Origin of the sequence: Natronomonas sp. CBA1123, from assembly GCF_009741925.1 — an archaeon.
GTDB lineage: Archaea > Halobacteriota > Halobacteria > Halobacteriales > Haloarculaceae > Natronomonas.
In genome coordinates this window covers 1-24,114 of sequence record NZ_WPCC01000047.1, presented here as the reverse complement: position 1 = coordinate 24,114, position 24,114 = coordinate 1, and the positions used below count along the sequence as shown (strand labels likewise).

26 protein-coding genes and 2 pseudogenes are annotated in these 24,114 nt (G+C 67.2%); 21 read left to right on the top strand and 7 right to left on the bottom strand.

The window, feature by feature from the left end; translation table 11 throughout:
• Positions 1-458 (top strand): HpcH/HpaI aldolase/citrate lyase family protein (locus GJ631_RS15950; protein ID WP_231754003.1); only part of this gene is annotated, 458 nt, incomplete at its 5' end.
• Between the two features lie 5 nt (positions 459-463).
• Here GJ631_RS15950 and GJ631_RS15945 read toward each other — a convergent pair.
• Both GJ631_RS15945 and GJ631_RS15940 read right to left on the bottom strand, forming a co-directional pair.
• The gene (locus GJ631_RS15945; protein WP_156710107.1) at positions 464-1,042 is read right to left on the bottom strand and encodes a hypothetical protein; all 579 of its coding nucleotides are present in this window, start codon (positions 1,040-1,042) and stop codon (positions 464-466) included.
• Positions 1,043-1,102: 60 nt separating this feature from the next.
• Entirely contained in the window at positions 1,103-2,152 is a 1,050-nt protein-coding gene (locus GJ631_RS15940; protein WP_156710106.1) for a PrsW family intramembrane metalloprotease, read from the bottom strand.
• A 97-nt stretch (positions 2,153-2,249) separates the two neighbouring features.
• On the opposite strand from GJ631_RS15940, the gene GJ631_RS15935 reads away from it, so the two are divergent.
• The gene (locus GJ631_RS15935; protein WP_156710105.1) at positions 2,250-2,624 is read left to right on the top strand and encodes a hypothetical protein; all 375 of its coding nucleotides are present in this window, start codon (positions 2,250-2,252) and stop codon (positions 2,622-2,624) included.
• Positions 2,621-3,991, top strand: coding sequence for a DUF402 domain-containing protein (locus GJ631_RS15930; RefSeq protein WP_156710104.1), 1,371 nt, complete (start codon positions 2,621-2,623; stop codon positions 3,989-3,991). Before GJ631_RS15935 ends, GJ631_RS15930 begins: the two co-directional genes overlap by 4 nt.
• Positions 3,992-3,994: 3 nt before the next feature.
• On the opposite strand, the gene GJ631_RS15925 is transcribed toward GJ631_RS15930, so the two are convergent.
• A complete protein-coding gene (locus GJ631_RS15925; RefSeq protein ID WP_197425132.1) occupies positions 3,995-5,335 on the bottom strand; it encodes an LVIVD repeat-containing protein in 1,341 nt (446 codons plus the stop codon).
• A gap of 79 nt (positions 5,336-5,414) precedes the next feature.
• Here GJ631_RS15925 and GJ631_RS15920 point away from each other — a divergent pair, with 79 nt between their 5' ends.
• The 5 genes and pseudogenes from GJ631_RS15920 (at position 5,415) to GJ631_RS15900 (ending at position 11,118) form a co-directional block, all read left to right on the top strand.
• On the top strand, positions 5,415-5,816 hold the full coding sequence (locus tag GJ631_RS15920; protein ID WP_156710102.1) for a hypothetical protein: 402 nt from the start codon (positions 5,415-5,417) through the stop codon (positions 5,814-5,816).
• 77 nt (positions 5,817-5,893) lie between these two features.
• Entirely contained in the window at positions 5,894-6,346 is a 453-nt protein-coding gene (locus tag GJ631_RS15915; protein WP_156710101.1) for a hypothetical protein, read from the top strand.
• On the top strand, positions 6,270-6,911 hold the full coding sequence (locus tag GJ631_RS15910) for a hypothetical protein (RefSeq protein WP_197425130.1): 642 nt from the start codon (positions 6,270-6,272) through the stop codon (positions 6,909-6,911). Before GJ631_RS15915 ends, GJ631_RS15910 begins: the two co-directional genes overlap by 77 nt.
• Positions 6,912-6,956: 45 nt before the next feature.
• Positions 6,957-9,866, top strand: a pseudogene (gene uvrA, locus GJ631_RS15905) (excinuclease ABC subunit UvrA); the annotation flags it as partial.
• An 82-nt stretch (positions 9,867-9,948) separates the two neighbouring features.
• Positions 9,949-11,118 (top strand): SPFH domain-containing protein, encoded by a 1,170-nt coding sequence (locus GJ631_RS15900; RefSeq protein ID WP_156710099.1) that lies wholly within the window; start codon positions 9,949-9,951, stop codon positions 11,116-11,118.
• On the opposite strand, the gene GJ631_RS15895 is transcribed toward GJ631_RS15900, so the two are convergent.
• Positions 11,115-11,525 (bottom strand): HIT family protein, encoded by a 411-nt coding sequence (locus GJ631_RS15895; RefSeq protein WP_156710098.1) that lies wholly within the window; start codon positions 11,523-11,525, stop codon positions 11,115-11,117. The two genes, GJ631_RS15900 and GJ631_RS15895, sit on opposite strands and share 4 nt — an antisense overlap.
• A gap of 128 nt (positions 11,526-11,653) precedes the next feature.
• On the opposite strand from GJ631_RS15895, the gene cbiT reads away from it, so the two are divergent.
• The 13 genes and pseudogenes from cbiT (at position 11,654) to GJ631_RS15830 (ending at position 22,312) form a co-directional block, all read left to right on the top strand.
• Positions 11,654-12,193: a precorrin-6Y C5,15-methyltransferase (decarboxylating) subunit CbiT gene (gene cbiT, locus GJ631_RS15890; RefSeq protein ID WP_156710097.1), complete on the top strand. Its 540-nt coding sequence runs from the start codon at positions 11,654-11,656 to the stop codon at positions 12,191-12,193.
• Positions 12,190-12,954 (top strand): cobalt-factor II C(20)-methyltransferase, encoded by a 765-nt coding sequence (locus GJ631_RS15885; protein ID WP_156710096.1) that lies wholly within the window; start codon positions 12,190-12,192, stop codon positions 12,952-12,954. The genes cbiT and GJ631_RS15885 overlap by 4 nt, the downstream gene beginning before the upstream one ends.
• The gene (locus GJ631_RS15880) at positions 12,947-13,834 is read left to right on the top strand and encodes a cobalt-precorrin-4/precorrin-4 C(11)-methyltransferase (protein ID WP_156710095.1); all 888 of its coding nucleotides are present in this window, start codon (positions 12,947-12,949) and stop codon (positions 13,832-13,834) included. The genes GJ631_RS15885 and GJ631_RS15880 overlap by 8 nt, the downstream gene beginning before the upstream one ends.
• Position 13,835: 1 nt before the next feature.
• Positions 13,836-14,816 (top strand): cobalt-precorrin 5A hydrolase, encoded by a 981-nt coding sequence (cbiG, locus tag GJ631_RS15875; protein WP_156710094.1) that lies wholly within the window; start codon positions 13,836-13,838, stop codon positions 14,814-14,816.
• Complete coding sequence (locus tag GJ631_RS15870; protein WP_156710093.1) at positions 14,816-15,676, top strand: precorrin-3B C(17)-methyltransferase; 861 nt, start codon at positions 14,816-14,818, stop codon at positions 15,674-15,676. The genes cbiG and GJ631_RS15870 overlap by 1 nt, the downstream gene beginning before the upstream one ends.
• A gap of 2 nt (positions 15,677-15,678) precedes the next feature.
• A complete protein-coding gene (gene cobJ, locus GJ631_RS15865; RefSeq protein ID WP_156710092.1) occupies positions 15,679-16,650 on the top strand; it encodes a precorrin-3B C(17)-methyltransferase in 972 nt (323 codons plus the stop codon).
• Positions 16,651-16,652: 2 nt separating this feature from the next.
• A complete protein-coding gene (locus GJ631_RS15860; protein WP_156710091.1) occupies positions 16,653-16,886 on the top strand; it encodes a ferredoxin in 234 nt (77 codons plus the stop codon).
• On the top strand, positions 16,883-17,551 hold the full coding sequence (locus GJ631_RS15855) for a cobalamin biosynthesis protein (RefSeq protein WP_370518706.1): 669 nt from the start codon (positions 16,883-16,885) through the stop codon (positions 17,549-17,551). The genes GJ631_RS15860 and GJ631_RS15855 overlap by 4 nt, the downstream gene beginning before the upstream one ends.
• On the top strand, positions 17,551-18,738 hold the full coding sequence (locus GJ631_RS15850) for a CbiX/SirB N-terminal domain-containing protein (RefSeq protein ID WP_156710090.1): 1,188 nt from the start codon (positions 17,551-17,553) through the stop codon (positions 18,736-18,738). Before GJ631_RS15855 ends, GJ631_RS15850 begins: the two co-directional genes overlap by 1 nt.
• Positions 18,739-18,740: 2 nt before the next feature.
• Positions 18,741-19,111: pseudogene (locus tag GJ631_RS15845) on the top strand (DUF3209 family protein).
• Entirely contained in the window at positions 19,104-20,291 is a 1,188-nt protein-coding gene (locus GJ631_RS15840; protein ID WP_156710089.1) for a transcriptional regulator, read from the top strand. The pseudogene GJ631_RS15845 and the gene GJ631_RS15840 overlap by 8 nt, the downstream one beginning before the upstream one ends.
• Positions 20,292-20,340: 49 nt before the next feature.
• Positions 20,341-20,637 (top strand): hypothetical protein, encoded by a 297-nt coding sequence (locus GJ631_RS15835; protein ID WP_156710088.1) that lies wholly within the window; start codon positions 20,341-20,343, stop codon positions 20,635-20,637.
• A gap of 97 nt (positions 20,638-20,734) precedes the next feature.
• Positions 20,735-22,312, top strand: coding sequence for a glycosyltransferase family 39 protein (locus GJ631_RS15830; RefSeq protein ID WP_197425128.1), 1,578 nt, complete (start codon positions 20,735-20,737; stop codon positions 22,310-22,312).
• Positions 22,313-22,360: 48 nt separating this feature from the next.
• Here GJ631_RS15830 and GJ631_RS15825 read toward each other — a convergent pair whose 3' ends face one another.
• From GJ631_RS15825 to GJ631_RS15815, 3 genes are all read right to left on the bottom strand, one after another.
• Positions 22,361-23,083, bottom strand: a complete 723-nt coding sequence (locus GJ631_RS15825; protein WP_156710086.1) for a CbtA family protein — start codon at positions 23,081-23,083, stop codon at positions 22,361-22,363.
• A complete protein-coding gene (locus GJ631_RS15820) occupies positions 23,083-23,271 on the bottom strand; it encodes a CbtB domain-containing protein (protein ID WP_156710085.1) in 189 nt (62 codons plus the stop codon). The genes GJ631_RS15825 and GJ631_RS15820 overlap by 1 nt, the downstream gene beginning before the upstream one ends.
• A gap of 40 nt (positions 23,272-23,311) precedes the next feature.
• Positions 23,312-24,114 (bottom strand): VWA domain-containing protein (locus GJ631_RS15815; protein WP_156710084.1); only part of this gene is annotated, 803 nt, incomplete at its 5' end.

The following is a 24,114-nucleotide window of genomic DNA, read 5'->3' as shown; positions in this document are numbered from 1 at the left end:
GGGGTGCCGTCGGCGCGACGCGGTACCCGCCGGAAGGCGACCGCGGCGTCGCGGCCGCTCGCGCCGCCGACTACGGCCGGAACTTCGAGTCCTACGTCCGCGAGGACCACCGCGAGGTCTCGGTCATCGTCCAGATAGAGAGCGAGACGGCCGTCGACAACGTCGCCGATATCGCCGCAGTCGACGGCATCGACGCCCTGTTCGTCGGGCCGGCGGACCTCTCGGCGTCGCTGGGCGTCTTCGCGGAGTGGACCGACCCGACGTTCCTCGAGGCCATCGAGACGGTCATCGACGCCGGCGAGGCGGCGGGCGTCCCCGTCGGAACGCTCGGAACGACCCCCGAACAGATTCAGGCGCTGGGGTCGCTCGGCTTCGATTACATGGTCGCCGGCGCCGACTTCACGCACCTCGTCGAGGGACAGAAACGGTCCCTCGAGGCCGCCGAGGACGTGGTGTAGGCGGGTTAGAACTCGGCTTCGACAGTGCCGTCTTCGTCGAGGTAGACGATGCCGTCGAACAACTCCTTGAACGCGGCTACGTCGGCGTCGTCGTGGACCTCCTCGGAGAGGTGGAACAGCCCGACTGCGTCGTGTTCCTCGAGGAGTTCGAGGATTTCCTCGACGGCTTCGAGCGCGCGCTCCTCGTCGGCGTAGTACGCCATCTCGGTGATGGAGTCGAGGCTGACGCGCCGTTTCCCCTCGTTTTCGGCGAGGAACTCCCGGGTCGTCTCGACGATGCCCGCGAGGTCGTCCGGCGAGGAGACGTAGTGGACGCGGTCCGAGGAGCGCCGGGAGTAGCCCCGCTCGACCGACAGCGTGTCGAGGATGTCCGCGCTCTTCTCGTCGACGCCGTAGTACTCCAGTTTCTGTTGGACCTCCCGGGCCGTCGTCCGGGTCGAGATGACGAGCAGTCGGTCGGTGTCGGTTTTCAGGAAGTCGGTGTCGATGCGGTCGGTCTCGCCGGTTGAGGGGTGGATGAGAAGGACGCCGGTGCCGCCCGGAATCGATTCCGGTGCGTTCTCGATGGCGAGTTCGTAGTCCATATCGACGTAGGCGGGCGGCGGCGTCTTAAATCCACAGCAGGCCCGACCTCGGCCAGTGGGCTATCGCGTCTCGGGGTCGAACTCGGTGCGTTCCGAGACGAGTTCTCGCGGCGAGTCGGCCTCAACGTGGACGTCCTTGTAGGCCGCGCGGTAGCGCTGGAGTTTGCGATAGAGGATGTAGAGGAACAGGCCGTCGTAGACGACGACGAACCCGAGGAACAACACGAGCACGGGAACGCCGGGGACGATGAGGCTGACGAGGACGGGAACGACGCCGACGAGGCTGTTGTACGTCGCGTGAATGAACGCGGCGATGAGCAGTCCCTTGACGACGATGGGGCCGGCGTCGTCGGGATTGAACTTCGCCAATCCGAGGTAGTAACCGGCGAACGCCGAGTAGATGACGTGGCCCGGCCCGGCGAGGCCGCGGACGGCCGTAATCTGTCCGCCGGCGTCGATAGTTTCGAAGAACTGACTGGCGAACCCGCCCGCGCTTTGGGCGAGTATCATCGCCGGCGTCTCGATGTTCTGGGTGATGTAGAGGACGTTCTCGATGGTGGCGAACCCGAGGCCGGCGACGGCGCCGTACACCGCGCCGTCGATGACCGAGTCGAATCGGTCGTCGCGGAAGGCGTACAGCCGCACCGCGAGCAGTTTCACCGTCTCCTCTATTGGCCCGACGACGAGGAAATAGAAGAGGACGAACCCGACCAGCGGGAGCAGTTGGATGAAACCGAGCGCCGTGTTGACGAAGGCGGCGAAGCCGGCGAACAGAATCGAGAGGACGAACGTCGCCGCCAAAAGCGTCGCCGGTTCGTCGGTCGTGATGTCGGTGCGATAGACGTACAGCGCGAGCAATCCGGCCGGGATGACCGAGAGCCCGATTAACCCGAGAATGAAGGGATTGTCGATGATGAGGGCGCCGGCACCGCCGCCCAGGATGAGCACCAAGACGAGCAGGCCGAGTGCGACGAGGGACGCCCGGCCCGCCTTGAGCGCGCCGCGATACGTGTTTATCGCCAGTCGGTCCAGTCCCGTCCGCGGTTCCCACGACGCGATGTCGTAGAGGTCACGCGACTCGTCGGCGCGCTCCTCGACCGGGTCGTTCATACCTCGACGTATTGGGGAACCGTCGTAACGTTTTGGCTGTCCGGCGGCGCCGACGAAAAGCCGGGACGCTTTCGGTCCCCGCCCTCGAAGCCGGGGTATGCACTTCGACCAGCGGACACAGCGGGCGCTTCGGGAGTTCGGCCTCTCCGCCGACGAGGTTCGCGAGGTCGCCGAGGCGGTCGTCGAGGCGACCGCCGAGGAGGCCGCGGCGCTCGAGGCGTTTTTCGAGGGACTCGACACCGTTTACTCGGATATGGACCAGGCCCACTCGACTGCCGAGTTCCCCGAACACGGACTGGAGTACGTCGACTGCTACACCCACGCCGCCGACCTCCGCGGATACGTGAAGTTCGACGGCTGGGGCGTCCCCATCGAGGACGGCCGGGTGTTGAGCGACGAGGTCGTCGAGTTATCGCTCGGACCGACGGTCCACGACCGGGTGCGGTTCGCCGCCGACCGCGACGACCTATGAGAGTCCGAGTTCGGGGCATCTACACGACCGCGCTGACCGAACTGCTCCGCGAGGAGTGGGCTGTCGTACAGGCTTCCCCGCCCATCCGCGAGCGGTTCGATGCGGAGTTCGAGACCGACCCCGCCGATGCCACGGTCCGGACGACCGACGACAGACAGGGCGTCGGGGTCAGCGGCGACGGCGACGCCGTCGAAGCACTCCGAGAGCGACTGCTCGGCGTCGGCCGAGACGCCCTCGCCTTCGAGGACCCAGCGCCGAAAGGCGCCGTCTTCCGGGGCGTCGTCACGGAGACGCTCGGCTCCGGCGCGGTCGTCGATTTGGGCAAGACGGAGGGGTTCCTCCCGTACGACCGAACCGACGGCTACGTCGAGGAGGGCGACAGCTACCGCCTGCAGGTGGCGCGGGCTGAACCGCCGTGGACCGACTCGCGGCCGTTGCTGGCGACGGACCTCCGGGTTCCCGGCGGCCTCGTCGAACTGCGGCGCGGAAGTGGCGGGTCGATGAGCGAGACGGCGCGGATGGCCGACCTGCTCCCGGTCGACCCGCCCGAGGGGTGGACGCCGCGGTGGTCCCGGGTCGCCGACGACGCCTCACTGGAGGCGATGGGCGAGGCCTTAGAGCGGGCAAGCGAGCGCGCCGAGGCGATGATGAAGGCGGTCGCAAATCACGACAGCGACGAACCGGGGCGAATCGTCGCGCCCCGGGACGGCGCGTGGGTGTGGTTCGGCCGGGAGTGTCGCTTCGCCCTCGACGACCTCCGGTCGGCGGTCGAGACGACGATGCCCGGCCACCACCGCATCAAAGCCGGCGCAGACGATGCCAGCGCGGCGGTCGACTTCGCCGAAGCCGTCTGTGAGCCCTCGGGGGAGTTCCCCTTCGGCGTGACGACCCGACAGTTCGGTCCACGCGAGGGCGACACCGTCGCCATCGGCCACGGCAAGCCCAGCGGCAGGACCATCGTGTTGGGTCGCGGCGAAGTGACCGATATCGACAGCGATGAGGGGTCGATTACCGTCGAACGCGAGATGACCGCCGGCGGCACGTACGACGCGTTGGGCGTCGAGCGGCGGTCGGGCGACGTGGCGACGACGACGTTCGTCGAGGGGCGGTGGTGGTACGCGACGGTGTATCGCAGCGCCGACGGCGACCACCGCGGAACGTACGTCAACGTCTGTACCCCGGTCGAAATCTTCCCGGGGACGGTTCGGTACGTCGATTTGCACGTCGACGTGGTGAAGCACCCGGACGGCGAGGTACGCCGCGTCGACGACGACGAACTCGACGAGGCGGTCGCGGCCGGCGAGGTGACCGAACCGCTCGCCGAGCGCGCCCGGCAGGTCGCAAGCTCCATCGAGAACGCGCTGTAGGCGTTACTCCCGACGCAAGTGTCTGGCCACCGCCGCGGCGCCGACGCCGACGGCCCCTGCCAGCAAGCCCAGTCCCGCCCCGTCGCCGGCCGTCTCGGGGGTTGGAGTGGCGTCGGAGTCGGCTGGGTCCGGGAACGTGTAGAGGGCCGCCGCGGATTCGGGGGCGTCGGCGGAGGGGTCGCGCCAACTGCTGGCGACGACACAATCCGGGCCGCGCTGGGCGGTCCAGAACTGCGTCGTCTCCGTCTCTCGCCAGTGGGCCAACTCGCGGGGGTCGGTGGGGTCGCTCACGTCGTGGACGCGCACGCCGCCGCGGTACCACGAGGTGTAGAGGCGGTCGTCGACGAACTCGAAGTTGTGGGCGGTCGTCCAGACACCGCTGAAGGTGGCGTCTTCGGTCGGCAGCGCCTCGATTCGGGACAGTCGCTCGCCGGCCTCGGCGTCCCACAACTCGACGCCGCCGAGTTCGCTGGCCGACGCGTCGGCGTCGGTCGCCCAGGCCTCCTCGTTGACCGCGAAGAGCCGTCCGTCACCGCCGCGCTGTGGCATGGCGAAGTGGTCGTTGCCCGGTAGGGTCAGCAGCGCCTCCCGGCGGTCGTCTCTCGTCTCGGTTTGGGCCAGTTCGACCGGGTCGAGGCCGCGAACGTTCGTAATCGGGGTCGGGTCGGCGGGGTCGGACACGTCGAGGAGCCACGTCCCGGCGTTCCACAGCGCACAGTAGGCGATTCCCGCTTCGACCCACACGTCGTGGAACTCCCGGAGACGGTGGTTGACCTCGCTCCACCGTTCGTCGGCATCGACGACCGACCACCGACCCAGTTCCGTACCCGAGTCGATGTCGACACAGACCAACGGGTTCCCCGCGCCGTCGTTGCCACAGAGGAACAACGTCTCGCCGTCGGTGTCGAGGTTGTGGTGGTAGAACTCCGTCTCGTGGGTGAGCACTTCCTCGGGGGATTCGGGGTCGGAGATGTCGAAGACGACGGCGGCGTAGGGAACGCCGTTTCGGGGGTGGGCCGGACCGCCGAGGGCGTAGTAGTCGCCGCCCAACTTCCCGTCCTGGATTCCCGCCATCGGGCCGTCGGAGTGGTCGGCGAGGAGCCCGCGCCGTTCGGCCAGAACGACCGGGTCAGTGGGGTCGCTCACGTCGACGGTGGCGAAGCCGTCGGTCACCGCGACGTAGGCGACTCCGTCGTCGACGACGAGTTCCTTCGCACCCGGCAGTTCGAGACGCCCGAGCGGGTCGAATCCATCGGCGGCCGCGGCCGACGCGGAGAAGCCGCCGAACAGCCCCGACGCTGCCAGCACCGACCCGCCGGCACGAAGCGCCTCACGTCGTCGCATTGAACGCCGTAGGACCGTCGGCAGCGTATGGGTTTCGGCCGCCACCGGAGCTAAGTACTGGTAGTTGGTAGCAATACGCATGGACGAACCGAACCTCACAGAGACGGAACTGCACGCCATTCACAGCGTCGAGTTGGGCCTGGAGTGGCTCCACCGCGCCCACGGGGCGCTCGTGGCGTTTCACCACAAGACGGGTCACGCGATGGACCACCTCGCGGCCGCGGAGGAGGCCTTTCGAGAGGCGGGCCACGACGACCTCGCGGATACCCTCCGCGACGAGTTGCTGCCGCGCGGCGTCGTCCCCCGCGAGGACGGACCGGGACAGTGGACATACGAGGTGCTGGAGGCCTTCGAGACGGAACTGTACGCCGACGCGCGGGCGTTCGAAGGCGAGGCACGAGCGTCGGTGACCGACGGCGTCCGCCACGCCGCCGAGCGCCGCCAGCAGGAGCGGTGGCGCTCCCGCGCCGAGAAGTCCTGAGGGCGCATCCAAACGCCCGCTGCGAAGGCACGAAATATCCCATAGATTGATATGTTGCAGAGTGGAAGAAACACCGGATGGGCCCGTCGTCAGATAGTCGAGGTCAGCTGCTCGTCGTCGTTGCGCTGCTCGTCGCGACGACGCTCGTCGCGCTCGCGCTCGTTCTCAACTCCGCTATCTTCGCCGAGAACCTCTCCTCGCGGGAGACGACCGATTCGGAGGCCGCCATCGCCTACGCCGCTGACGCGAATCGAACGGTAGCCCAGGCGGTCACCCGGACCGCCGACGCGGAGGTCGCAACCGCCGACGGCGCCCGCGCGGTGTTCGACGGCATCGTCGACGACTGGGCACGGAGTCGGTCGGCCACCGCGGCCGAACGGGGGGGCGGCCGCCGACCTCCAGCGGACGGCCCACGTCGGGTGGCGACTCCGACAGGACTCGGACCGCCAGTACATGCCGGAAAGCGAGACGACGACGGCCGACTGGACCGTCGCCGAGGACGCATCGAATGTCTCGACGATGCGTTTTGAGGCCAACACGTCGAGTCTGTACGACGCTACGATATCGTTCAACGACACCGACGAGCGGGCGTTCCGGGCCGTCGTCGACGATGGCACCGACACGTGGACGATGTACCTGTTCCGTGAGGGCGGAACCGACGACCGCTTCGTCGTCCACGTCGGCGACCCGAGCGGCTTCGACGACCTCTCCGATTTGCTCGGCAATTCCTCGAGTTGCGATGTCGTCGCCGACCGCGGCGTCGTCGACGTTCGCGCCCAGACCCTCGACGGGGCCGACTGCCCGGCGTTAGATTTCGCCGACGACCTCGACGGACCGGTCTCGATTCGATACGAGAACGCCTACAATTCGACGCTCGACGAGAGTCGCATCGTCGGCGGCTACGACATCGCCGTCAACGGCACCGTCGCCACGAACGCCACCGGCCACCCGGAGGACTTCACGGCGCCCGGCGAAACCGACCCGACAGCACGGGCGGTCGTCTACAGCGTGAACTACCGGAGCAGTTACGAGCGCGAGACGGTTCGGAACGTCCGAGACGGCCGGTATGCACCGCGGGAAGAGGCGTACCCCTAGCCGCAACCGACAGGGTTTCACCCCGCCAGTTCGTGCCTTTTCGCAATGACCGACGACATCGTCGTCCGTGGTGCCTCCGAGCACAACCTGAAGGACATCGACGTGTCCATCCCCCGCGAGGAGTTCACCGTCGTCACCGGCCTCTCGGGGTCGGGGAAGTCGTCGCTCGCCTTCGAAACCGTCTACGCCGAAGGGCAGCGCCGCTACATCGAATCGCTGTCGGCGTACGCTCGGAACTTCCTCGGCCAGATGGACAAACCGCAGGTCGAGAACGTCGAGGGGCTGTCGCCGGCTATCTCCATCGACCAGAAGAACGCCGCCAACAACCCACGCTCGACGGTCGGCACCGTCACCGAACTCCACGACTACCTCCGTCTCCTCTATGCGCGCGTCGGTACGCCACACTGCCCCGAGTGCGGCCGTGAGGTCGGCGAACAGTCCGCCCAGCAGATGGTTCGACGGCTGCTCGACCTCCCGGATGGGACGCGTGCGAAGTTGTGTGCCCCCGTCGTCCGCGACCAGAAGGGCGCCTTCGAGGACCTCTTCGACGAACTCGTCGCCGAGGGGTACACCCGCATCGAGGTCGACGGCGAGGAGTACGACCTCTCGGTCGAGCGACCGGACCTCGACGAGAACTACGACCACACCGTCGACGTGGTCGTCGACCGCGTGAAACTGACCGACGACGCTCGCTCCCGGGTCACCGACTCCGTCGAAACCGCCCTGGAGGAGGCCGACGGCCTGCTGAAAGTCGTGCTTCCGGACCCCCCGGAAGGCGTCGATGTCGGCTCCGAGACTCGAAGCACCGGCGACCTCGCCGGCGACGGCGACGACCGTCTCGTCGTCGAGTTCTCCGAGGAGTTGGCCTGCACTCACTGTGGCATCGACCTCCCGGAAATCGAGACACGCTCGTTCTCGTTCAACTCCCCGCACGGCGCCTGCCCGGACTGTGAGGGCATCGGCGAGACGAAGGAGGTCGACGAGGACCTCGTCGTCAAAGACCCCAGCAAGCCAATCAAGAACGTCTTCGAGCCCTGGAGCTACAACCGCTCGTACTACCAGACGCGCCTCGATTCCGTGGCGGCGCACTTCGACGTGAGCGTCGACACGCCGTTCGAGGAACTCGATGAGAGCGTACAACAGCAGTTCCTCTACGGCACCGACGAGGAGGTCGTCTTCGAACGACAGACGAAGAACGGCACCCGACGGAAGGAGAAGCACTTCGAGGGCGTCATCCCGAACCTCGACCGCCGCTACATCGAGACGGACTCGGAAGGGACCCGCGAGCATATCGAGAAGTACATGGCGACGACGACGTGTCCGGCCTGCGACGGGACGCGCCTGAAACCCGAATCCCGTGCCGTCCTCGTCGACGGCACCTCGATTACGGAAGTCAACCGACTGTCCATCGGCGATGCACTCGAACACTTCGAGAGCCTCAACGCGAACCTCGATTCGCGGGAGCAGAAAATCGCCGAGGAGATTCTCAAGGAGATTCGCGAACGCCTCGGCTTCATGGACGAGGTCGGCCTCGAGTACCTGACGCTCGACCGGGAGGCCTCGACGCTGTCGGGTGGCGAGAGCCAGCGCATCCGACTCGCGACGCAGGTCGGGTCGGGACTCGTCGGCGTGTTGTACGTACTGGACGAACCCTCCATCGGCCTCCACCAGCGGGACAACGACAAACTGCTGGACACCCTCGAAGGCCTCCGCGATTTGGGCAACACGCTCGTCGTCGTCGAGCACGACGAGGAGACGATGTGGCGCGCCGACAACGTCATCGACATGGGGCCCGGCCCCGGCAAACGCGGCGGCGAAGTCGTCGCGAACGGCGACGTAGAGGACGTGATGGCCGCCGACCGCTCGGTCACCGGCGATTACCTCGCCGGCCGGCGGTCGATTCCGGTGCCCGAAGAACGTCGAGAGGCCGACGGCTATCTGACGGTTCGCGGCGCCCGCCAGCACAACCTCCGTGACCTCGACGTATCCGTCCCGCTGGGCTGCTTTACGGCGATTACGGGCGTCTCCGGCTCGGGGAAGTCGACGCTGCTCCACGAAATCCTCTACAAGGGGCTGGTTCGCCGGATGAACGACACCGACGTGAACCCCGGCGACCACGACGACATCGAGGGCATCGACCAAATCGAGACGGTCCGACTCATCGACCAGTCACCAATCGGACGGACGCCCCGCTCGAATCCGGCGACGTACACCGGCGTCTTCGACCACATCCGAGAGTTGTTCGCGGAGACGAAACTGTCGAAACAGCGCGGCTACAAGAAGGGCCGCTTCTCGTTCAACGTCAAGGGCGGCCGCTGTGAGTCCTGTGGCGGTCAGGGCACCGTCAAGATCGACATGAACTTCCTCTCGGACGTGTACGTCCCCTGTGAAGAGTGCGACGGGGCCCGCTACAACGACGAGACGCTGGAGGTGACCTACAAGGACGCGACCATCTCGGACGTCCTCGACATGGAGGTCGACGAGGCCTACGACTTCTTCGAGGGGCACCCCGGCATCCGCCGGCGCCTCCAACTCCTGAAGGACGTCGGGTTGGGCTATATGCGATTGGGCCAGCCCTCGACGACGCTGTCCGGTGGGGAGGCCCAGCGCGTGAAACTCGCCGAGGAACTCGGCAAGAAGGACTCCGGCGAGGCGCTGTACCTGCTGGACGAACCGACGACCGGACTCCACAGCGAGGACGAACGGAAACTCATCGAGGTGCTGCATCGACTCACCGACGACGGCAACACGGTCGTCGTCGTCGAACACGAACTCGACCTCGTGAAGAACGCCGACAATATCGTCGATTTGGGCCCGGAAGGCGGCGAGAAAGGCGGCAACCTCGTCGCCGAGGGAACCCCCGAATCGGTCGCACGCGTTGAGGAATCCCACACCGGCCGGTACCTCCGTGACCACCTGCCCGCAGTCGAGTTGGACGGCCCGCGCGCCGGTCGCGTCGCCCGCCGCCGGCGACGACTGATTGCGGCGCCCCACATTCCTACGTGGGTTCAAGTGTCGTCGCCCCCTACACCGAAGCATGTCAGACAGCGCCGCCCGCGAATTCGGTCGCAAGAGCGCCGGCCTCCCGACGTGGGCGACTGCTGTCCTTCTCGCCGTGCTCGCGGTCGGAGCGGCCGTCTGGCTCGATATCATCGAGTTCGACCCGCTCGTCGTCGCCGGTCTCGCGCTGCTCGTCATCGCCATCGCCGCCGTCGCCAGTGCGGTCGAAATCGTCGAGGCCTACGAGAAGCGCGCCCTGACGGTGTTCGGCGAGTTCCGCGAACTGCTGGAACCCGGCCTCCACGTCGTCCCGCCATTCGTCTCCCGGACGTACCCCTTCGACATGCGAACCCAGACCATCGACGTGCCGCGACAGGAGGCAATCACGCAGGACAACTCGCCGGTGACCGCCGACGCCGTCGTCTACATCCGGGTGATGGACGCAAAGCGGGCGTTCCTCGAAGTCGAGGACTACGAACGGGCGACCTCGAATCTCGCCCAGACGACGCTCCGGGCGGCGCTCGGCGACATGGAACTCGACGAGACGCTGTCGAATCGTGCGCGCATCAACACCCGCATCCGGCGGGAACTGGAGGGCCCGACCGACGAGTGGGGTGTCCGCGTCGAGGCCGTCGAAGTTCGGGAGGTCAACCCCTCGCCGAAGGTCCAGGGCGCGATGGAACAGCAGACCGCCGCCGAGCGACGACGCCGGGCGATGATTCTGGAAGCCCAGGGCAATCGCCGCTCGGCCATCGAACGCGCCGAGGGTGACAAGACCGCGAACATCCTCGAAGCTCAGGGCGAAAAGCAGGCCCAGATTCTCGAAGCACAGGGCGACGCTATCTCGACCGTGCTGCGGGCGAAATCCGCCGAGTCGATGGGCGAACGCGCCATCGTCGAACGCGGAATGGAGACGCTGGAACGAATCGGCACCGGCGAGTCGACGACGTTCGTCCTGCCACAGGAGATGACCTCGCTGCTGAGTCGCTACGGGCGGCACCTCTCCGGGAGCGTCGACGACCGTGGGACGGCGCTGGAATCGCTCGATTTCGACGCCGAGACCCGGGAGTTACTCGGCATCGACGACATCGACGAACTCGCCGCCGGCGACGGCGACGTGGAGTACGACATCGAGAGCGCGGACGTCGAGAGCGCCGACATCGAAAGCGAGGACCTCGAGATGGACGAAAGCGTCGAGTCGAATTAAAGCGCGTCCCGAATCTTCTCTGCGACCTCCGTTGCCTCCTCGTCGTTCAGTTCTCCGGCCGGCCAACTGACTTCCACGTCGTCGTCCTCGTAGCGCGGCAGCACGTGGACGTGGGCGTGGAACACCTCCTGTCCGGCCGCCTCGCCGTTGGCCTGCAGGAGATTCAAGCCGTCGGGGTCGAACGCCGTCTCGACCGCCTCGGCGACCGTTCGGGCACTCCGGAACGTGTCGGCGACGAGGTCGGCGTCCATGTCGGTCAGCGTCTCGCGGTGGGGTTTCGGCACCACGAGCGCGTGGCCGGGGTTCAGCGGCTCGATATCGAGGAAGGCGAGCGTGCGGTCGGTCTCGTGGAGTCGATACGCGGGCGCGTCACCGGCGACGATGTCACAGAAGACGCAATCGGTCATACCCCCGATTGCGTTGGGAACTCCCAAATGTGCTGTGTCGAGGGAAACAACCCTACCAGCCCGGATAGAAAGTAGAATTTATCTAAAACAAGCATAATTGTTTTACCTGCGCCTGCAGTTGTAGGCCCATGGCACGCGTAGCGCTTCCACACGACGCGAAGGCGGGGCCGACGAAGCCGGAGGTCCGGTCGGTGACCCTCGGGAAACTGGAGTTGGGTCCGACCGACCACTTCGTCGAGATAGGCTCCTGTACCGGCGCGGTGACCGTCGAGGCTGCCCGGCAGGCCGGCCGGGTGACCGCAATCGAGCGGAAACCGAAACGGCTGGAGACGACCGAGAAGAACCTCGCGGCCAACGGAATCGAGGGCGTCGAACTGCTCGAAGGGGAGGCTCCCGAGGGGTTGCCCGAGGACGCCGACGCCCTGTTCCTGGGCGGGTCGCGGAACTACGAGGAAGTCCTCGATTTCGCCGCCGAGACCGGTATCGAGCGGGTCGTGATGAACGTCTCTCGACTCGAAATCGCCGGCGACGCCGTCCGGGCGTTCCGCGAGCGGGACCTCTTCGAGGAGGTCGTTCAGGTGCAGGTGTCGACGGGCTACGAACTCGCCGGGGCGACGAGTTTCGACTCGAACAACCCGGTGTACGTAATCGTCGGAGGGGCGACATGACGCTGTACGGCGTCGGGTTGGGACCCGGCGACGCCGGACTGATTACCGTCCGGGGTCGGGAGGTTCTGGAGTCCGCCGACGTGGTGTACACCCCCGGTCGGCTCTCCCGCAACGTCGCCACGGAGTACGTCGCCGAGTCCCAACTGGGTGACCTCGATTTCCCGATGACACGCGACGAGGACGAACTCCGGCGGGCCTGGAAGGCCGCCGCCGAGGAGGTCGCACCACGCGCCGAGGACGGGACCGCGGCGTTCGTCACGCTGGGCGACCCCAACGTCTACTCGACGTTCGGCCACCTGCGCCGAACCTTAGCGCGGTTCCACCCCCAGGTCGACCTCGAAGTCGTCCCGGGCGTCTCGACGGTGACGGCGTTCGCGACGGCGCTCGGCGTCGAAATCACGGCCGGGTCGGACCTCGTGTTGCGGGAGGCCGCAAACGGTGCCGCCCCCGTCGGCCCCGACCGACTCGTTTTGTTCAAGGTGACCGACGCGCCTGCGACCCACGAGAAACTCCACGAGGCCGGCTACGACGTGACCTACGGCCGGCGGCTGTTCATGGACGGCCACGAATCGGTAGTGACCGACGACCCCGACGAACTGGCCGAACGCGACTACTACACCGTCGCCTACGCCGAGAAGCCGGGCGCCGGTGAGGAGCCGGCGACCGCCGCCTTCGGCCGGGAGACGACCGCCGACGGCGGTGTCCACCGAGAAGAAATCGCGACTGCCGAGGCCGCAGGTGACGAGGTGTACGATGACTGACGACACCGACCCCCAACGCGCCATCGACGCCGAGCGCGAGAAACACGCCCACGAACGCGACGAGCGCGTCTACGACCACACCGCGGGCGACGAACAGGAGGGCATCCCCTTCATCGGCGCCGGACCGGGTGACCCCCGGCTTCTGACCGTCGCCGGCAGGGAGGCGCTCGAATCGGCGGACCTCGTCGTCCACGCCGGCTCGTTGGTCAACAGCGAACTGCTGGAGGCCTACTGCGACCACGCCGAGTTGGTCAACAGCGTCGGAAAGGACCTCGAAGCGCTGATTCCCCTCATGCGGGACGCCCACGAGGACGGACGCGAGGTGGTCCGCCTCCACTCGGGGGACCCCGCCATCTACGGCGCCGCCTTAGAGCAGATGGACGCACTCGAACACGAGGGCGTTCCCACCTACCTCGTTCCGGGCGTGACCTCGGCGTTCGCGGCGAGTGCGACGCTGCGGACGCAGTTGACTCTCAACGAGACGGCCAACCACGTCGCCTTCACCCGGCCGCAGGGGAAGACGCTGGACCCCGACGACGACCACATCGCGGATTTCGTCGAGATGGGCGACGTGACGACCTGTATCTACCTCGGCACCCACGCCGTCGCCGATACGATGGACCGACTGCTCGACGAGGGAACCGACCCCGACACGCCCGTGACGGTCGTGTATCACGCCTCTTGGCCCGACGAGGACGTAATCGAAGGCACTGTCGCCGACATCGGCGAGAAACTGGCCGAGGCGGGCTACCGCGCCTCGGCGATGGTGCTGGTCGGCGAGGCGGCCGCGGGTGCCGGATACGAGCGGTCGTACCTGTACGGCGATTGGGCGAATCGGAGCGAAAACGACGCGAACGACACCGCGGAGAGTGACGACTGATATGAGTACCGACAGCAACGACACCGACACGAGTGACGACAGCGGCGGTCACTGCTCGACGCCCGACTCCGACGGCGAAGTCGCCGAAGACATCGCCATCGTCAGTTTCGAGCGGAAACTGCCCGTTGCACGCGACATCAAGGAGGAACTGGCCGACGACTACGACGCCATCGACATCATCGAGTACCACGGCGAGGTGTTCGAAGAGCACTGGGGCGCCTACGACTGTTTCGTCGGCCTGATGGCCTCCGGCATCGCGATGCGGAAGACCGCCGGCCTGCTCGACGACAAGTGGGACGACCCCGCTATCGTCGTCGTCGACGAGGAGTTGACGTGGGCCATCCCCATCACGGGTGGCCACCACGGCGCCAATCAGGTCGCTCACGACCTTTCGAAGATGGGCGCCGTCCCGGCGATGACGACCGCCTCGGAAGCGGCGGGCAAACAGGGCATCGAATCGAAGGCCAAAGCCCTCGATGCACACGTCGTCAACGGCGATTCGACGGTGGCGACGAACCTCGCCGTGTTGAACGACGAAATCGAAGCAGTCGAACGACTCGACGGCCCCCGAGCAGTCCTCGTTGGCGACGACGTGACCGTCATGAAACGCAACGACGACGGCGTCGTCTTGGGGACCGGCACCGTCGACGGCGTGAAGAAAGGGCAGGTACTGGACGCGTGGGAGGCCGCGCTGGCCGACCTCGACCTCGATTTCTCGGACGTGGAGTTCGTCGCCACCGCCACCCGAAAGGAGGGCGAGGAAGGACTCTACGAGGCCGCCCAGGAGATAGGCGCCGGCGTCGTGCTGTTCGAGAAGGACACCTTGCTCGACCACGAGGGGCCGACTCCCTCGCGGGCGAAGGAACTCATCGGCTGGCCCGGCATCGCCGAGGCGTCGGCCATCGCAGGCGGCCGTGAACACGAACTGGCACGCGAGAAGGAACGGTTCGATGAGGCCGTGACCGTGGCGGTGGGTCGGTGATGTCGGGGGAAACGAACGCGGACACCGACGACTACGGCACGCTGTACGTCGTCGGCATCGGTCCGGGCCTGCCCCACGCGATGACCCAGCGCGCCCGCGACGTAATTCGGACCGCCGACTGCGTCATCGCCTCGAACCTCTATCAGGAGTTCCTCCGACAGGACGGGACGATTCCACCGGAGGCCGCGACCGATGGTGGGGTTGCCACCACGCCGACCGGCGACGAACAGGAAATCGTCCGGTCGTCGATGGGCCAACAGGTCGAGTTGACCCGCGAAGCGTTCGAGCGCGTCCGAGACGGACAGGACGTAGCCCACGTCTCCGGTGGCGACCCGAACGTCTACGGGAAGTCCGATTTGGTCTTCCTGATGGCCGAAGAGGAGGAAGCGTACGACGTTCCAATCGAAATCGTCCCCGGCGTCACCGCGGCGCTCGGCGGCGCGGCGAACCTCGGTGCGCCCCTCTCGAACGACTTCTGTACGGTCTCGCTGTCCGATAAGTGGCGCGGGTGGGACGAAATCGCCGAGAAACTCCGGGCCGCCGCGATTTCGGGGTTCGTCATCGTCCTGTACAACTGCTGGCGCGACTACGAGCGGGCCATCGAGGTCGTCCGCGAACAGCGGGCCGACGACGTGCCAGTCGCCATCTTCAACGACGCCGGCCGCGGCGAGGCCGGCCGCAACCTCAACGACGAGACGCACACCATCACGACGCTCGGCGAGGCGACCGAACACGACGAGAAGGTCGGCGGGATGGGCACCTCGATTCTGATTGGTACCCACGAGAGCCACGAGTGGCGCAACGACCACGGCAACTACCTCGTGACGCCGCGCGGCGGCCGCGAGGTGGAGGACTTCTGACAATGAGCACCGACGACACTACGGATACGGCAGCAGCATCGACGACGGAAACCGAATCGAAGTGTGGCGCTTCGAGCACCGACACCAGCACGGAGTCGAAGTGCGGTGCCTCGAAGACCGATTCCTCGTCGTCCTCGACGTGTGGGGCCTCCACGAGCGACGAGAAGGAGGTCGGCGCCACCGTCGAGGACTTTGAGGGCGACCCCGGCCGACTGCTGGCGGTCGGTCTCGGCCCCGGCGAACCAGAAGGGATGACTTCCCGCGCGAAGGCGGCACTGGCCGACGCCGAACACATCGTCGGCTACACGACCTACATCGACCTCCTGCCGGACGAGATTACCGACAATGCCGACGACATCTACTCGACGCCGATGTGCGGGGAAGTCTCCCGAACCGAGGAGGCCATCGACCGCGCGCTGGCTGGCAACGACGTGGCCATCGTCGGGTCGGGCGACCCGAACGTGTACGCACTCGCGGGATTGGCGCTGGAAATCCTCGAATCGAAAGGCGGCACCGCCTCGGCGGTCGACTTCGAGGTGGTCCCGGGCGTCCCCGCCGCCCAGTCCTGTGGGGCCCGCCTCGGCGCCCCGCTGGTCAACGACACCGTCTCGGTGTCGCTGTCGGACCACCTCACGCCGATGGAGGACATCGAATCGCGCCTGCACGCCGTCGCGGGCGAGGGCTTTACCATCGCAATCTACAACCCCTGGAGCCGCAAGCGCCGGGAGAACTTCCAGCGCTGCTGTGAAATCCTCTTGGAGCACCGCGACCCCGAGACGCCGGTCGGTATCGTCCACGGCGCCTCACGAGAGGACGAGGCGACCCGAATCACGGACCTCGGAACCCTGCCCGAACTCGGCGAGGAGGACATCGTCGACATGACGACCACCATCGTCGTCGGCAACGAGGAAACGTACGTGTGGGACGGCCGGATGGTCACCCCACGCGGCTACGAGACGAAGTACGACTACTGACGATGACCGAATACACCGTTTCAGTCGACTTAGAGGCGTGTGACGGCGTCTTCGCCTGTCTCGTCCGAGACGGACGCTTCGCTGAAGCCGAGGACGGCCTCGTGACGCTGCCGGATGCCGAGCGCTCGGCGGGGCGACTCACGGCGACGTTCGACGACGACGAGCGTGAGGCCGCGGAACAGGCCGCCGCCGCGTGTCCGGTCGACGCCATCACCGTCCACGAGGTGGAGCCGTGAGCATCGAAACCGGCGCCCCGCGAAACCTACTCGATGCCCACCCCGAGACGGCGTACTTCTGGGGGCGCGTCATCGGCGACGGGGAAGTGACGAGCGATGGCGCGACCGTCCGGACGAACGACGAGACGGCCGCCGAGCGTCTCGCCGCCATCGCGGGCGCCGACGGCGTCGACCACCGCATCGTGGACCGCGAGTACGCCCACGACACCTCGATTACGCGCGCCGCGGACACCTACACGGTACAGTCACTCGGAGGTGTCGGCGACCGCGCGGCCGCCGCACTCGGACTCCCCTTCGAGGGCGAATCGGGTGGCTATCGCCTCGATACGTTCGCCGAACACGACCGCCAGCTGCTCCGCGGCCTGCTGGAAGGGTGTGGAACCGTCTGTTTCAAGACCTCTGACGGCACCGTCGGTATCTCGTTCGTCCACGACGACAGAAAGGCGCTGGACCGAATCCGAGGCCTGCTCGATTCGGCGGCCGTCGAGGCGCCACGTGAAGATATCTCGGAAACGTCGTCGGGCGGTTACTGGTTCGGTCTCGACGACGACGCTGCGCCGGCGTTCGGCGAATGGGTGTACGAAGGCAGCGAGAAATCCGGGCTGTTCGCCCCGAGTCGGCGGCGGAAGCTCCGCCGGAGCGTCGAGCAAGCGGAGGGGTACTGATGTTGGACAGCGAGGCCGTCGTCCTCGCGGGTCACGGGTCGCGCCGCGAGAAATCCAACGAGCAGGTCCGAACGCTCGCGGCGAACCTCGAAGGGCGACTCGGCCTGCCGGTCGACGCCGGCTTCATCGAGTTGGCCGACCCCTCGATTTCCGAGGCCATCGGTTCGCTGGCCCCCTCGGCGACGGACGTGACCGTCATCCCGCTGTCGCTGTTCGCCGCCAGCCACGTCAAGGCCGACGTGCCGCTGGTCGTCAACGAGGCCCGGAGCGAGCACGATGTTTCCGTCCACAACGGTCGGCACCTCGGCGTCCATCCAGCAATCGTCGAGTTACTCGACGACCGCGCGGCGGCCGTCGAGGCGTCGCTTGGTGTCGACCGCGAAGACGACGACGTGGTCGTCGTGGTGTGTGCGCGCGGGTCCTCGGACCCCGATTCCAACGCCGACGTGCACAAACTCGCTCGCTTGCTGTACGAGGGCCGCGGGTTCGCCGGCGTCGAAGCGTCGTTCATCGGCGTCACCGAACCGCTGTTGGACGAGACGCTTCACACCGTCGCCAAGCGTCGCCCGGATGCCGTCGTCGTCCTGCCGTACATGCTCGGCGACGGCGTGCTCACGGAACGCGTCCGCGAGGGTGCAGCCGAGTTCGACGCCGACTACCCCTACGTCGACGCCGGGTGTGGGGAGCCACTCGGCACCGACGACCGACTGCTGGAGGTGCTGGCCGACCGATTCGAGGAGGCCCGCGCCGGCGACGTGTCGATGTCGTGTGACACCTGCAAGTACAAAGTCGAGATGGACGGCTTCGAGGACGACTCGGGTGGCGCTCGTGCGATGCTGCGAGCGATGACCCACCGGGCCGCCCACGCCGACCGCTCCGAAATCGACGACGAACCGCACGTCCACGACGCTCCCGAAAAGCACGTCGCCGTCTGTACGAACCGCACCTGTGCGGGTGATGGCGCGGCGACGGTGCTGGAGCGACTCCGGCAGGCCGTCCGCGAGTGTGACGTCGACGCCCGAATTACGCGCTCGTCGTGTCTCGGCCAGTGTGGCGACGGCCCGAACGTCGCCGTCTACCCCGACGGCGTCTGGTACGGCGAGGTGTCGCCGGACGACGCCGACCGCATCGCCACGTCCCTCGGAACGGACCGCATCGTCTCCGAATTGGTCTCACAGACCCTCTAATCATGACCTGTCACGAAATCGAAGCGCTTCGCTCGGCTTAATGAACAGCCTCGGCGTCGACGACGACGCCGCAGAGAAACACGCCCGCGAGGAGTTAGGCGAAGAGCCCGACCCCCACATCGCGGCGCTCGCCGACGCGGACACCCTCGCCGACTGCGCGCGGCACCTCGACACCGCGCTGGTCGAACTCGAAGAGGAGGTCGCCGCGACGCAATCCGACGACCCCTCATACGATTACCTCCGGGGCCGCCTCGTCGCGGTCCGGGACGCCGAAGCGTCGCTGGGACGGCTGCTGAATCACGGCGGGAGCCTCCTCGAGGACCTCGGCGAGAGCCATCACACGCTCCACGAGGCGTTCCCGGTCGATGAGTGAGACGGCGGCCCGAATCCCGCTCGGCGACATCGACCCCTGTGGCTCCCGGCAGGCCGGGCGCCGCTCCGGCGTCACGGTAACCGATTCGGGCCCGGTCGTCGGTCTCGCCGACGGAAGCGTTCGCGCCTTCGACCGCGCCGGCGCCGAGCGCTGGTCGGTCGACGGCGAGGGCAGCGCCATCACGCTCGCTGCCTTCGGCGCGGGCGTGCTGGTCGGCGAGCGGTCGAAGCGCGGCGCCGTTCGACTGCTCGAAGCCGGTACTGAACGGTGGCGCCACGACGCCGCCGACGCCGTCGGTGACCCGACTAAGGAGACGCGGTTTTTTCTACCGATGGTCGTCGATGCGGTCACGGACGCCGACACCGCCTACGTCGCCGCTCGGCGCTACGAACGGCGGGACGGGACGCGTCACTTCGAGAGTTCGGTGTACGCGCTCGCCTCGGACGGAACAGTCCGCTGGCGCTACGACGCCGACGCCTCTCCGATTTCGCTCGCAGTGTTCGACGGTGGCGTCGCCGTGGCGTACAACCGCTGTCCCGGCGGCCACGACGACGGAGTCGTTGTGCTCGACAACAGCGGTTCCGAACGATGGAGTTGGGACGCCGACCGGACGGCGACGCGCCGAATCGGGGACGTGGCGGCCGCCGACGGAAGCCTCTTCGTCACGAGTCACGCCGACTATCGGGGCTATCGAGTCTCCGACGGCGAGTCCGTTTGGAGCGCCGACCTCGGTGCACAACGGCCGAGTGGCGACGAGGTGTACACCTACCCCAATCACGTCCACGCGAGCACCGACGGCGTCGTCTTCCTGACCGGTAACACGTTCCCCGAGGAGGGCCGGGAGACCGACGAACGCCACCCCAACGAACAGACCGCGTTCGGGTACTCGCGGTCGGGGACTGAACGGTGGCGCGAGGCGGTCGGCGGGTTCTCCCACGGTATCGCGGCGGACGGTAGCCGCCTACTCGTACCGGTCGCACAGCACTTCCGCGAGCGGGACCCCTCGGTTCACGGCTGGCGGTCCCTCGACGTTACGGACGGCCTCCGGGCTTCAACGACGACCGACGGCGTCGTGACGGCCGCCGCTGTCGCCGGTGGGAGCCGTGCGCTCGTCGAGGAGCCGGTTCGGTACCACGACGACGGGACCGTTCGCGGTCGGTACGCACTCCACGTCGCGTAATGTTGTCCCGAGCCACGACATTATACGCTCGCCGCTCACACGTCGCGGTATGAGCGAGATTACGCTTCGGCTATCCGGCGAAGACGGCACCGAAACGCGAACGCTGAATCCCGAGGAGGCCTCGCTGGTCTGTCGCCCGACGACCATCGAGCTGCTTCGAACCATCGCCCGCGAGGACCCGTCGAGCATCCGCGAGACTGCCCGCCTCGTCGACCGCGACGTACGGCAGGTCCACGACAACCTCTGGACGCTCGGCGGCGAGGGGCTGGTCGAGTTCGAGCGCGACGGACGCTCCCGGCGTCCGGTCGTCGACTACGACGAAATAGAACTGGAAATCGGCCTCTAGGCGGAGGTCACGCCGGAACCATCCCACCGTTCGGTCGGTCGGCGTTTCGTGTCGATTCATGTGGATTTAACACCTGCTCGTCGGCAGGAGCGACGTAGTGAGCGATACCCCTCCCGCGTGGAGCGACCCGCGACTCCTCGCGTTGACCGCCCTCGGTGCCGTCCTCAGAGCCTTCGAAGTCGGAGCTGAGTCGCTGTGGATAGACGAGATAGTCACTATCGACATCGTCTCGACGGTCCCAACCCACGAACTGTTTACTTTCGTCCCGCAGTATCAACCGCACTTCCCGACGTACTACGTCCTGTTGGACCTGTGGACGGAGCTCGTCGGCACCCACCCGGCTGTCGTTCGTGCGCCCGGAGTGGTTTTCGGCGTCCTGTCGGTTCCACTCCTGGTCAGACTCGGTAGCCGGCTGTTCGACCGGCCAACCGGCTTCCTCGCGGGTGGGTTGGTAGCCATCTCGTCGTTCCAACTCGCCCACGCCCAAGAGGCGCGGATGTACTCGTTGGTCGTGTTGTTGACTATCGTCTCGACGGAGTGGCTGGTCCGTGCCCTGAACGGCGCCGGACGGCGGACCGTTCTCGGGTACGTGGTCGCCGCGTCGGTGTTGACCTACACACACCCGATGGCCGGATTGGCGGTCCTCGCGCAGGTCCTCGCCGTCGGGGTGTTGCACCGCGGCCGAGTGGTCGGTTTGCTCGGTAGGCGACTCGTCGTTGGCATTCTCGTTGCCGGAGTCGTGGGTGCGCTGCCGCTGGCGGCGTTCGTGTTCGAGACGTTCCTCTCGGGCATCGAGTTGACGTTCACCCGCTTCAGCGGGGTCGCCGTCGGCGAGACGGTCGTCGCGTTCTTCGGTCAGTGGCCGTCCCCGGCGGTGGCCGCGTCGGTCGCCTGTGCCGTCGTGTCGTTCGCCGCCATCGGCGGTCGGGACCTCCGTTCGAACTGGCGGACGGCTCTCACCGTCGCGCTCGCGATGGTGCCTCTCGCCGTGTTACTCCTCGCGTCGTATCTCGTGACCTCGTTTCTGTGGCCGCGGTACGCCATCGTCGCCGCGCCGGCCTGGTACGTCCTCGTCGGACGAGGGGTCGTCGACGTGGCACTTCCCGCCGCAGCGTCACTGCGGTCGTCGACAGCAGGCGGTGACGCTGGTCTGACCGTAGTTCGGCGGGCTGCTGTCGTCGTGTTGGCAGTCACGCTCGTCGCCGGAACGGTCGGCGGTACCGTCGCCTATCACACGACGCCGGACCGCGAACAGTGGGAGGAGGCCGGCGACCTACTGGACCGACGGGCCAGCGACGACGCTGTCGTTCTCGTCAGCGAGTGTGTCACCCGCCGGGCGGTCGTTCGGTACACCGACCGACCGCACCGAATCGAGGGAATCGTCGGGCCGGAAACCGCCACGGGGTTACCTCGCACCGACTCCGAGCACGTCAGTCGACTCGTCCGGTCGACCGACGAGGTGTGGGTCGTCTACTCCCACGTCGCCGACCGCGAGGTGAACCGAATCGGTCGAATCACTGGCCGGACCCACACCAAAACGCTCGACCGCTCGTTCGTCGGCGTCAGAGTCGTCCGATACGAGGGCAACGCGAGCGTGGAGACGGTCGCATCAACGCGGTGTCGGGACCGGAACATCCCGATTGCATCGAAAAACGACGCGAAAGCAGTAGCGTAGCCAGTCGAACCGACCGCAGACGGATGGCATTCGACGCGAAGGTGGCCGTTAGCGCATCCGGGATTCGGAAGGCGAGTGACTCCACTTCCCAGAGGAATCGAACCCGGCGAGGCCCTCGTGGACGGCGGCGGTGACGCCCCAGAGGCCGATTTGGCCGACGACGACCGTCCCGATGTAGGCGGCTTCGAGGGTCGTGGAAACACCACTTTCGTAGCCCGGCGACGGCGCCACAAGGGCAGCGATACCGACCGCCGTCACGAACACCACGAGTGCTGCCGCGGTGCCCACCGGTCGACCGTACTCGGCGAGCCGGTGATACACCCACCCGGAAGCGATGCAGGCAACGGCGCCGACGGCCATCAGACCAGCGTACAGATACAGCGCGAACTCGGTCGCCATCGTCGTCTCGACGCCCGGCGCCGCCGGGGGCAAGACGAGCCACGGGACGCCCGACACCGTGAGAAAGCCACCGAGGCCGAGCAGGAAACTCCCGCCGCGGTCGGGCAGCGCCGGTTCGAGGAGATACCCCACGAAGCCGAAGACGACGAGGCCGAACAGCAGGCCGAGGGCGGCGCTACCGCCGACGGAGACGACGCTCGTGACGCCGTCGGCGACGACAGTTGTCCCGTGTCCGTGGCCGTGTTCGTGACCGTGGTGAGCCAGTTCTTCGGCGTGTGCGACGAGGGGGTTGCCGACCAGCGCGACGTACAGGCCGTAGGCGCCGCCGCCGACCGCACCGGCAATCGCCCCGCCACGGAGCGCGTCGTACATCAGTGACAGACGACGCCCGCGACGTGGCGGCCGTTGTGCATCGCATCGTGAACGAGTGGCTCCTGTGCGAACGCCAGCAGGAACAGCGCGAGCGTCACCGTCAGCAGACCGAGACCGGCCTGCGTCGACGAGAGCGTCCCACGGGCGGTGTCGATTCGATTCCGAACGGAGTCGTTGGCTGCCGACATTGAAATTCTATTTGTCTAAAATACAAGCATGATTGTAAAACTATCGACGGGCGTCGCTGACCGCCCGTTCGACCCGTTCGGGCGTCAGGGCATCGAGCGGGACCCGCTCGCCGTCGGTCACAGCGAGGATGTCACCGAGTACACCACGTTTTTCGCCGGCGTCGACACAGACGACGCGAGCGCCCGTCTCGGCGAGGGATTGGGCGGCCTCCCGAGTGTCGGCAGTCGGTGATTCCGCGGTGTTGGCTCGACCGTCCGAGACGACGACGACGACGGCCGCCTCCGGGTCGGCGGCGTCGACGACCTCCCTCGCCGTCCGAAGCCCCGCGGGCAACGGCGTCCGGTCCCCAGTTGGTAGCTCCTTCAGGTGTCGCGCTGCGAGCGTCACCGAGTCGGTCGGGGGCAACAGTACCTCCGCGTCCTCGCCCGCGAAAGCGACGACTGCGACGCTGTCTCGCTCGGTGTAGGCGTCCTCCAGCAGTTCGAGCGTGACGCCCTTCGCCGCCCGCATCGCCGGTCGCATCGAGGCGCTGGCGTCGACGGCGAAGACGACCAGCGCCTCGCCGTCGCCCGACCGCACCGACTGCCGGAGGTCGCGGTGCTCGATGCGCGAGGACCCCCGTTTGGCCGCCGTCCGCACCGAGGCGGCGGCGTCGATTCCGGACGTGCCGTCCGTTCGTTCCGTTCGAACCCGGGTGCCACGATTGCCCGCCGCGGGAGCGACACCGGCCCGCCCCGACCCCGTCCCGCCGTCGGTCTCCGGGGCGTCGATGTCGGGAGCGGCCGCCGCCCCCGGCTTCTCGGCGGGTTCCGCTCGGGATTGACCGGGGACGAGCGGTACCG

Excerpts from the sequence above, each read along its gene's own strand:
- GJ631_RS15915 (WP_156710101.1), top strand. The coding sequence starts at position 5,894 with ATGGGCCCGTCGTCAGATAGTCGAGGTCAGCTGCTCGTCGTCGTTGCG.
- cbiT (WP_156710097.1), top strand. The coding sequence starts at position 11,654 with ATGGCACGCGTAGCGCTTCCACACGACGCGAAGGCGGGGCCGACGAAG.
- GJ631_RS15900 (WP_156710099.1), top strand. The coding sequence starts at position 9,949 with ATGTCAGACAGCGCCGCCCGCGAATTCGGTCGCAAGAGCGCCGGCCTC.
- GJ631_RS15820 (WP_156710085.1), bottom strand. The coding sequence starts at position 23,271 with ATGTCGGCAGCCAACGACTCCGTTCGGAATCGAATCGACACCGCCCGT.
- GJ631_RS15940 (WP_156710106.1), bottom strand. The coding sequence starts at position 2,152 with ATGAACGACCCGGTCGAGGAGCGCGCCGACGAGTCGCGTGACCTCTAC.
- GJ631_RS15840 (WP_156710089.1), top strand. The coding sequence starts at position 19,104 with ATGAGTGAGACGGCGGCCCGAATCCCGCTCGGCGACATCGACCCCTGT.
- GJ631_RS15835 (WP_156710088.1), top strand. The coding sequence starts at position 20,341 with ATGAGCGAGATTACGCTTCGGCTATCCGGCGAAGACGGCACCGAAACG.
- GJ631_RS15870 (WP_156710093.1), top strand. The coding sequence starts at position 14,816 with ATGTCGGGGGAAACGAACGCGGACACCGACGACTACGGCACGCTGTAC.
- GJ631_RS15925 (WP_197425132.1), bottom strand. The coding sequence starts at position 5,335 with ATGCGACGACGTGAGGCGCTTCGTGCCGGCGGGTCGGTGCTGGCAGCG.
- GJ631_RS15885 (WP_156710096.1), top strand. The coding sequence starts at position 12,190 with ATGACGCTGTACGGCGTCGGGTTGGGACCCGGCGACGCCGGACTGATT.
- GJ631_RS15945 (WP_156710107.1), bottom strand. The coding sequence starts at position 1,042 with ATGGACTACGAACTCGCCATCGAGAACGCACCGGAATCGATTCCGGGC.
- GJ631_RS15825 (WP_156710086.1), bottom strand. The coding sequence starts at position 23,083 with ATGTACGACGCGCTCCGTGGCGGGGCGATTGCCGGTGCGGTCGGCGGC.
- cobJ (WP_156710092.1), top strand. The coding sequence starts at position 15,679 with ATGAGCACCGACGACACTACGGATACGGCAGCAGCATCGACGACGGAA.
- cbiG (WP_156710094.1), top strand. The coding sequence starts at position 13,836 with ATGAGTACCGACAGCAACGACACCGACACGAGTGACGACAGCGGCGGT.
- GJ631_RS15850 (WP_156710090.1), top strand. The coding sequence starts at position 17,551 with ATGTTGGACAGCGAGGCCGTCGTCCTCGCGGGTCACGGGTCGCGCCGC.
- GJ631_RS15895 (WP_156710098.1), bottom strand. The coding sequence starts at position 11,525 with ATGACCGATTGCGTCTTCTGTGACATCGTCGCCGGTGACGCGCCCGCG.
- GJ631_RS15920 (WP_156710102.1), top strand. The coding sequence starts at position 5,415 with ATGGACGAACCGAACCTCACAGAGACGGAACTGCACGCCATTCACAGC.
- GJ631_RS15860 (WP_156710091.1), top strand. The coding sequence starts at position 16,653 with ATGACCGAATACACCGTTTCAGTCGACTTAGAGGCGTGTGACGGCGTC.
- GJ631_RS15880 (WP_156710095.1), top strand. The coding sequence starts at position 12,947 with ATGACTGACGACACCGACCCCCAACGCGCCATCGACGCCGAGCGCGAG.
- GJ631_RS15930 (WP_156710104.1), top strand. The coding sequence starts at position 2,621 with ATGAGAGTCCGAGTTCGGGGCATCTACACGACCGCGCTGACCGAACTG.
- GJ631_RS15910 (WP_197425130.1), top strand. The coding sequence starts at position 6,270 with ATGCCGGAAAGCGAGACGACGACGGCCGACTGGACCGTCGCCGAGGAC.
- GJ631_RS15935 (WP_156710105.1), top strand. The coding sequence starts at position 2,250 with ATGCACTTCGACCAGCGGACACAGCGGGCGCTTCGGGAGTTCGGCCTC.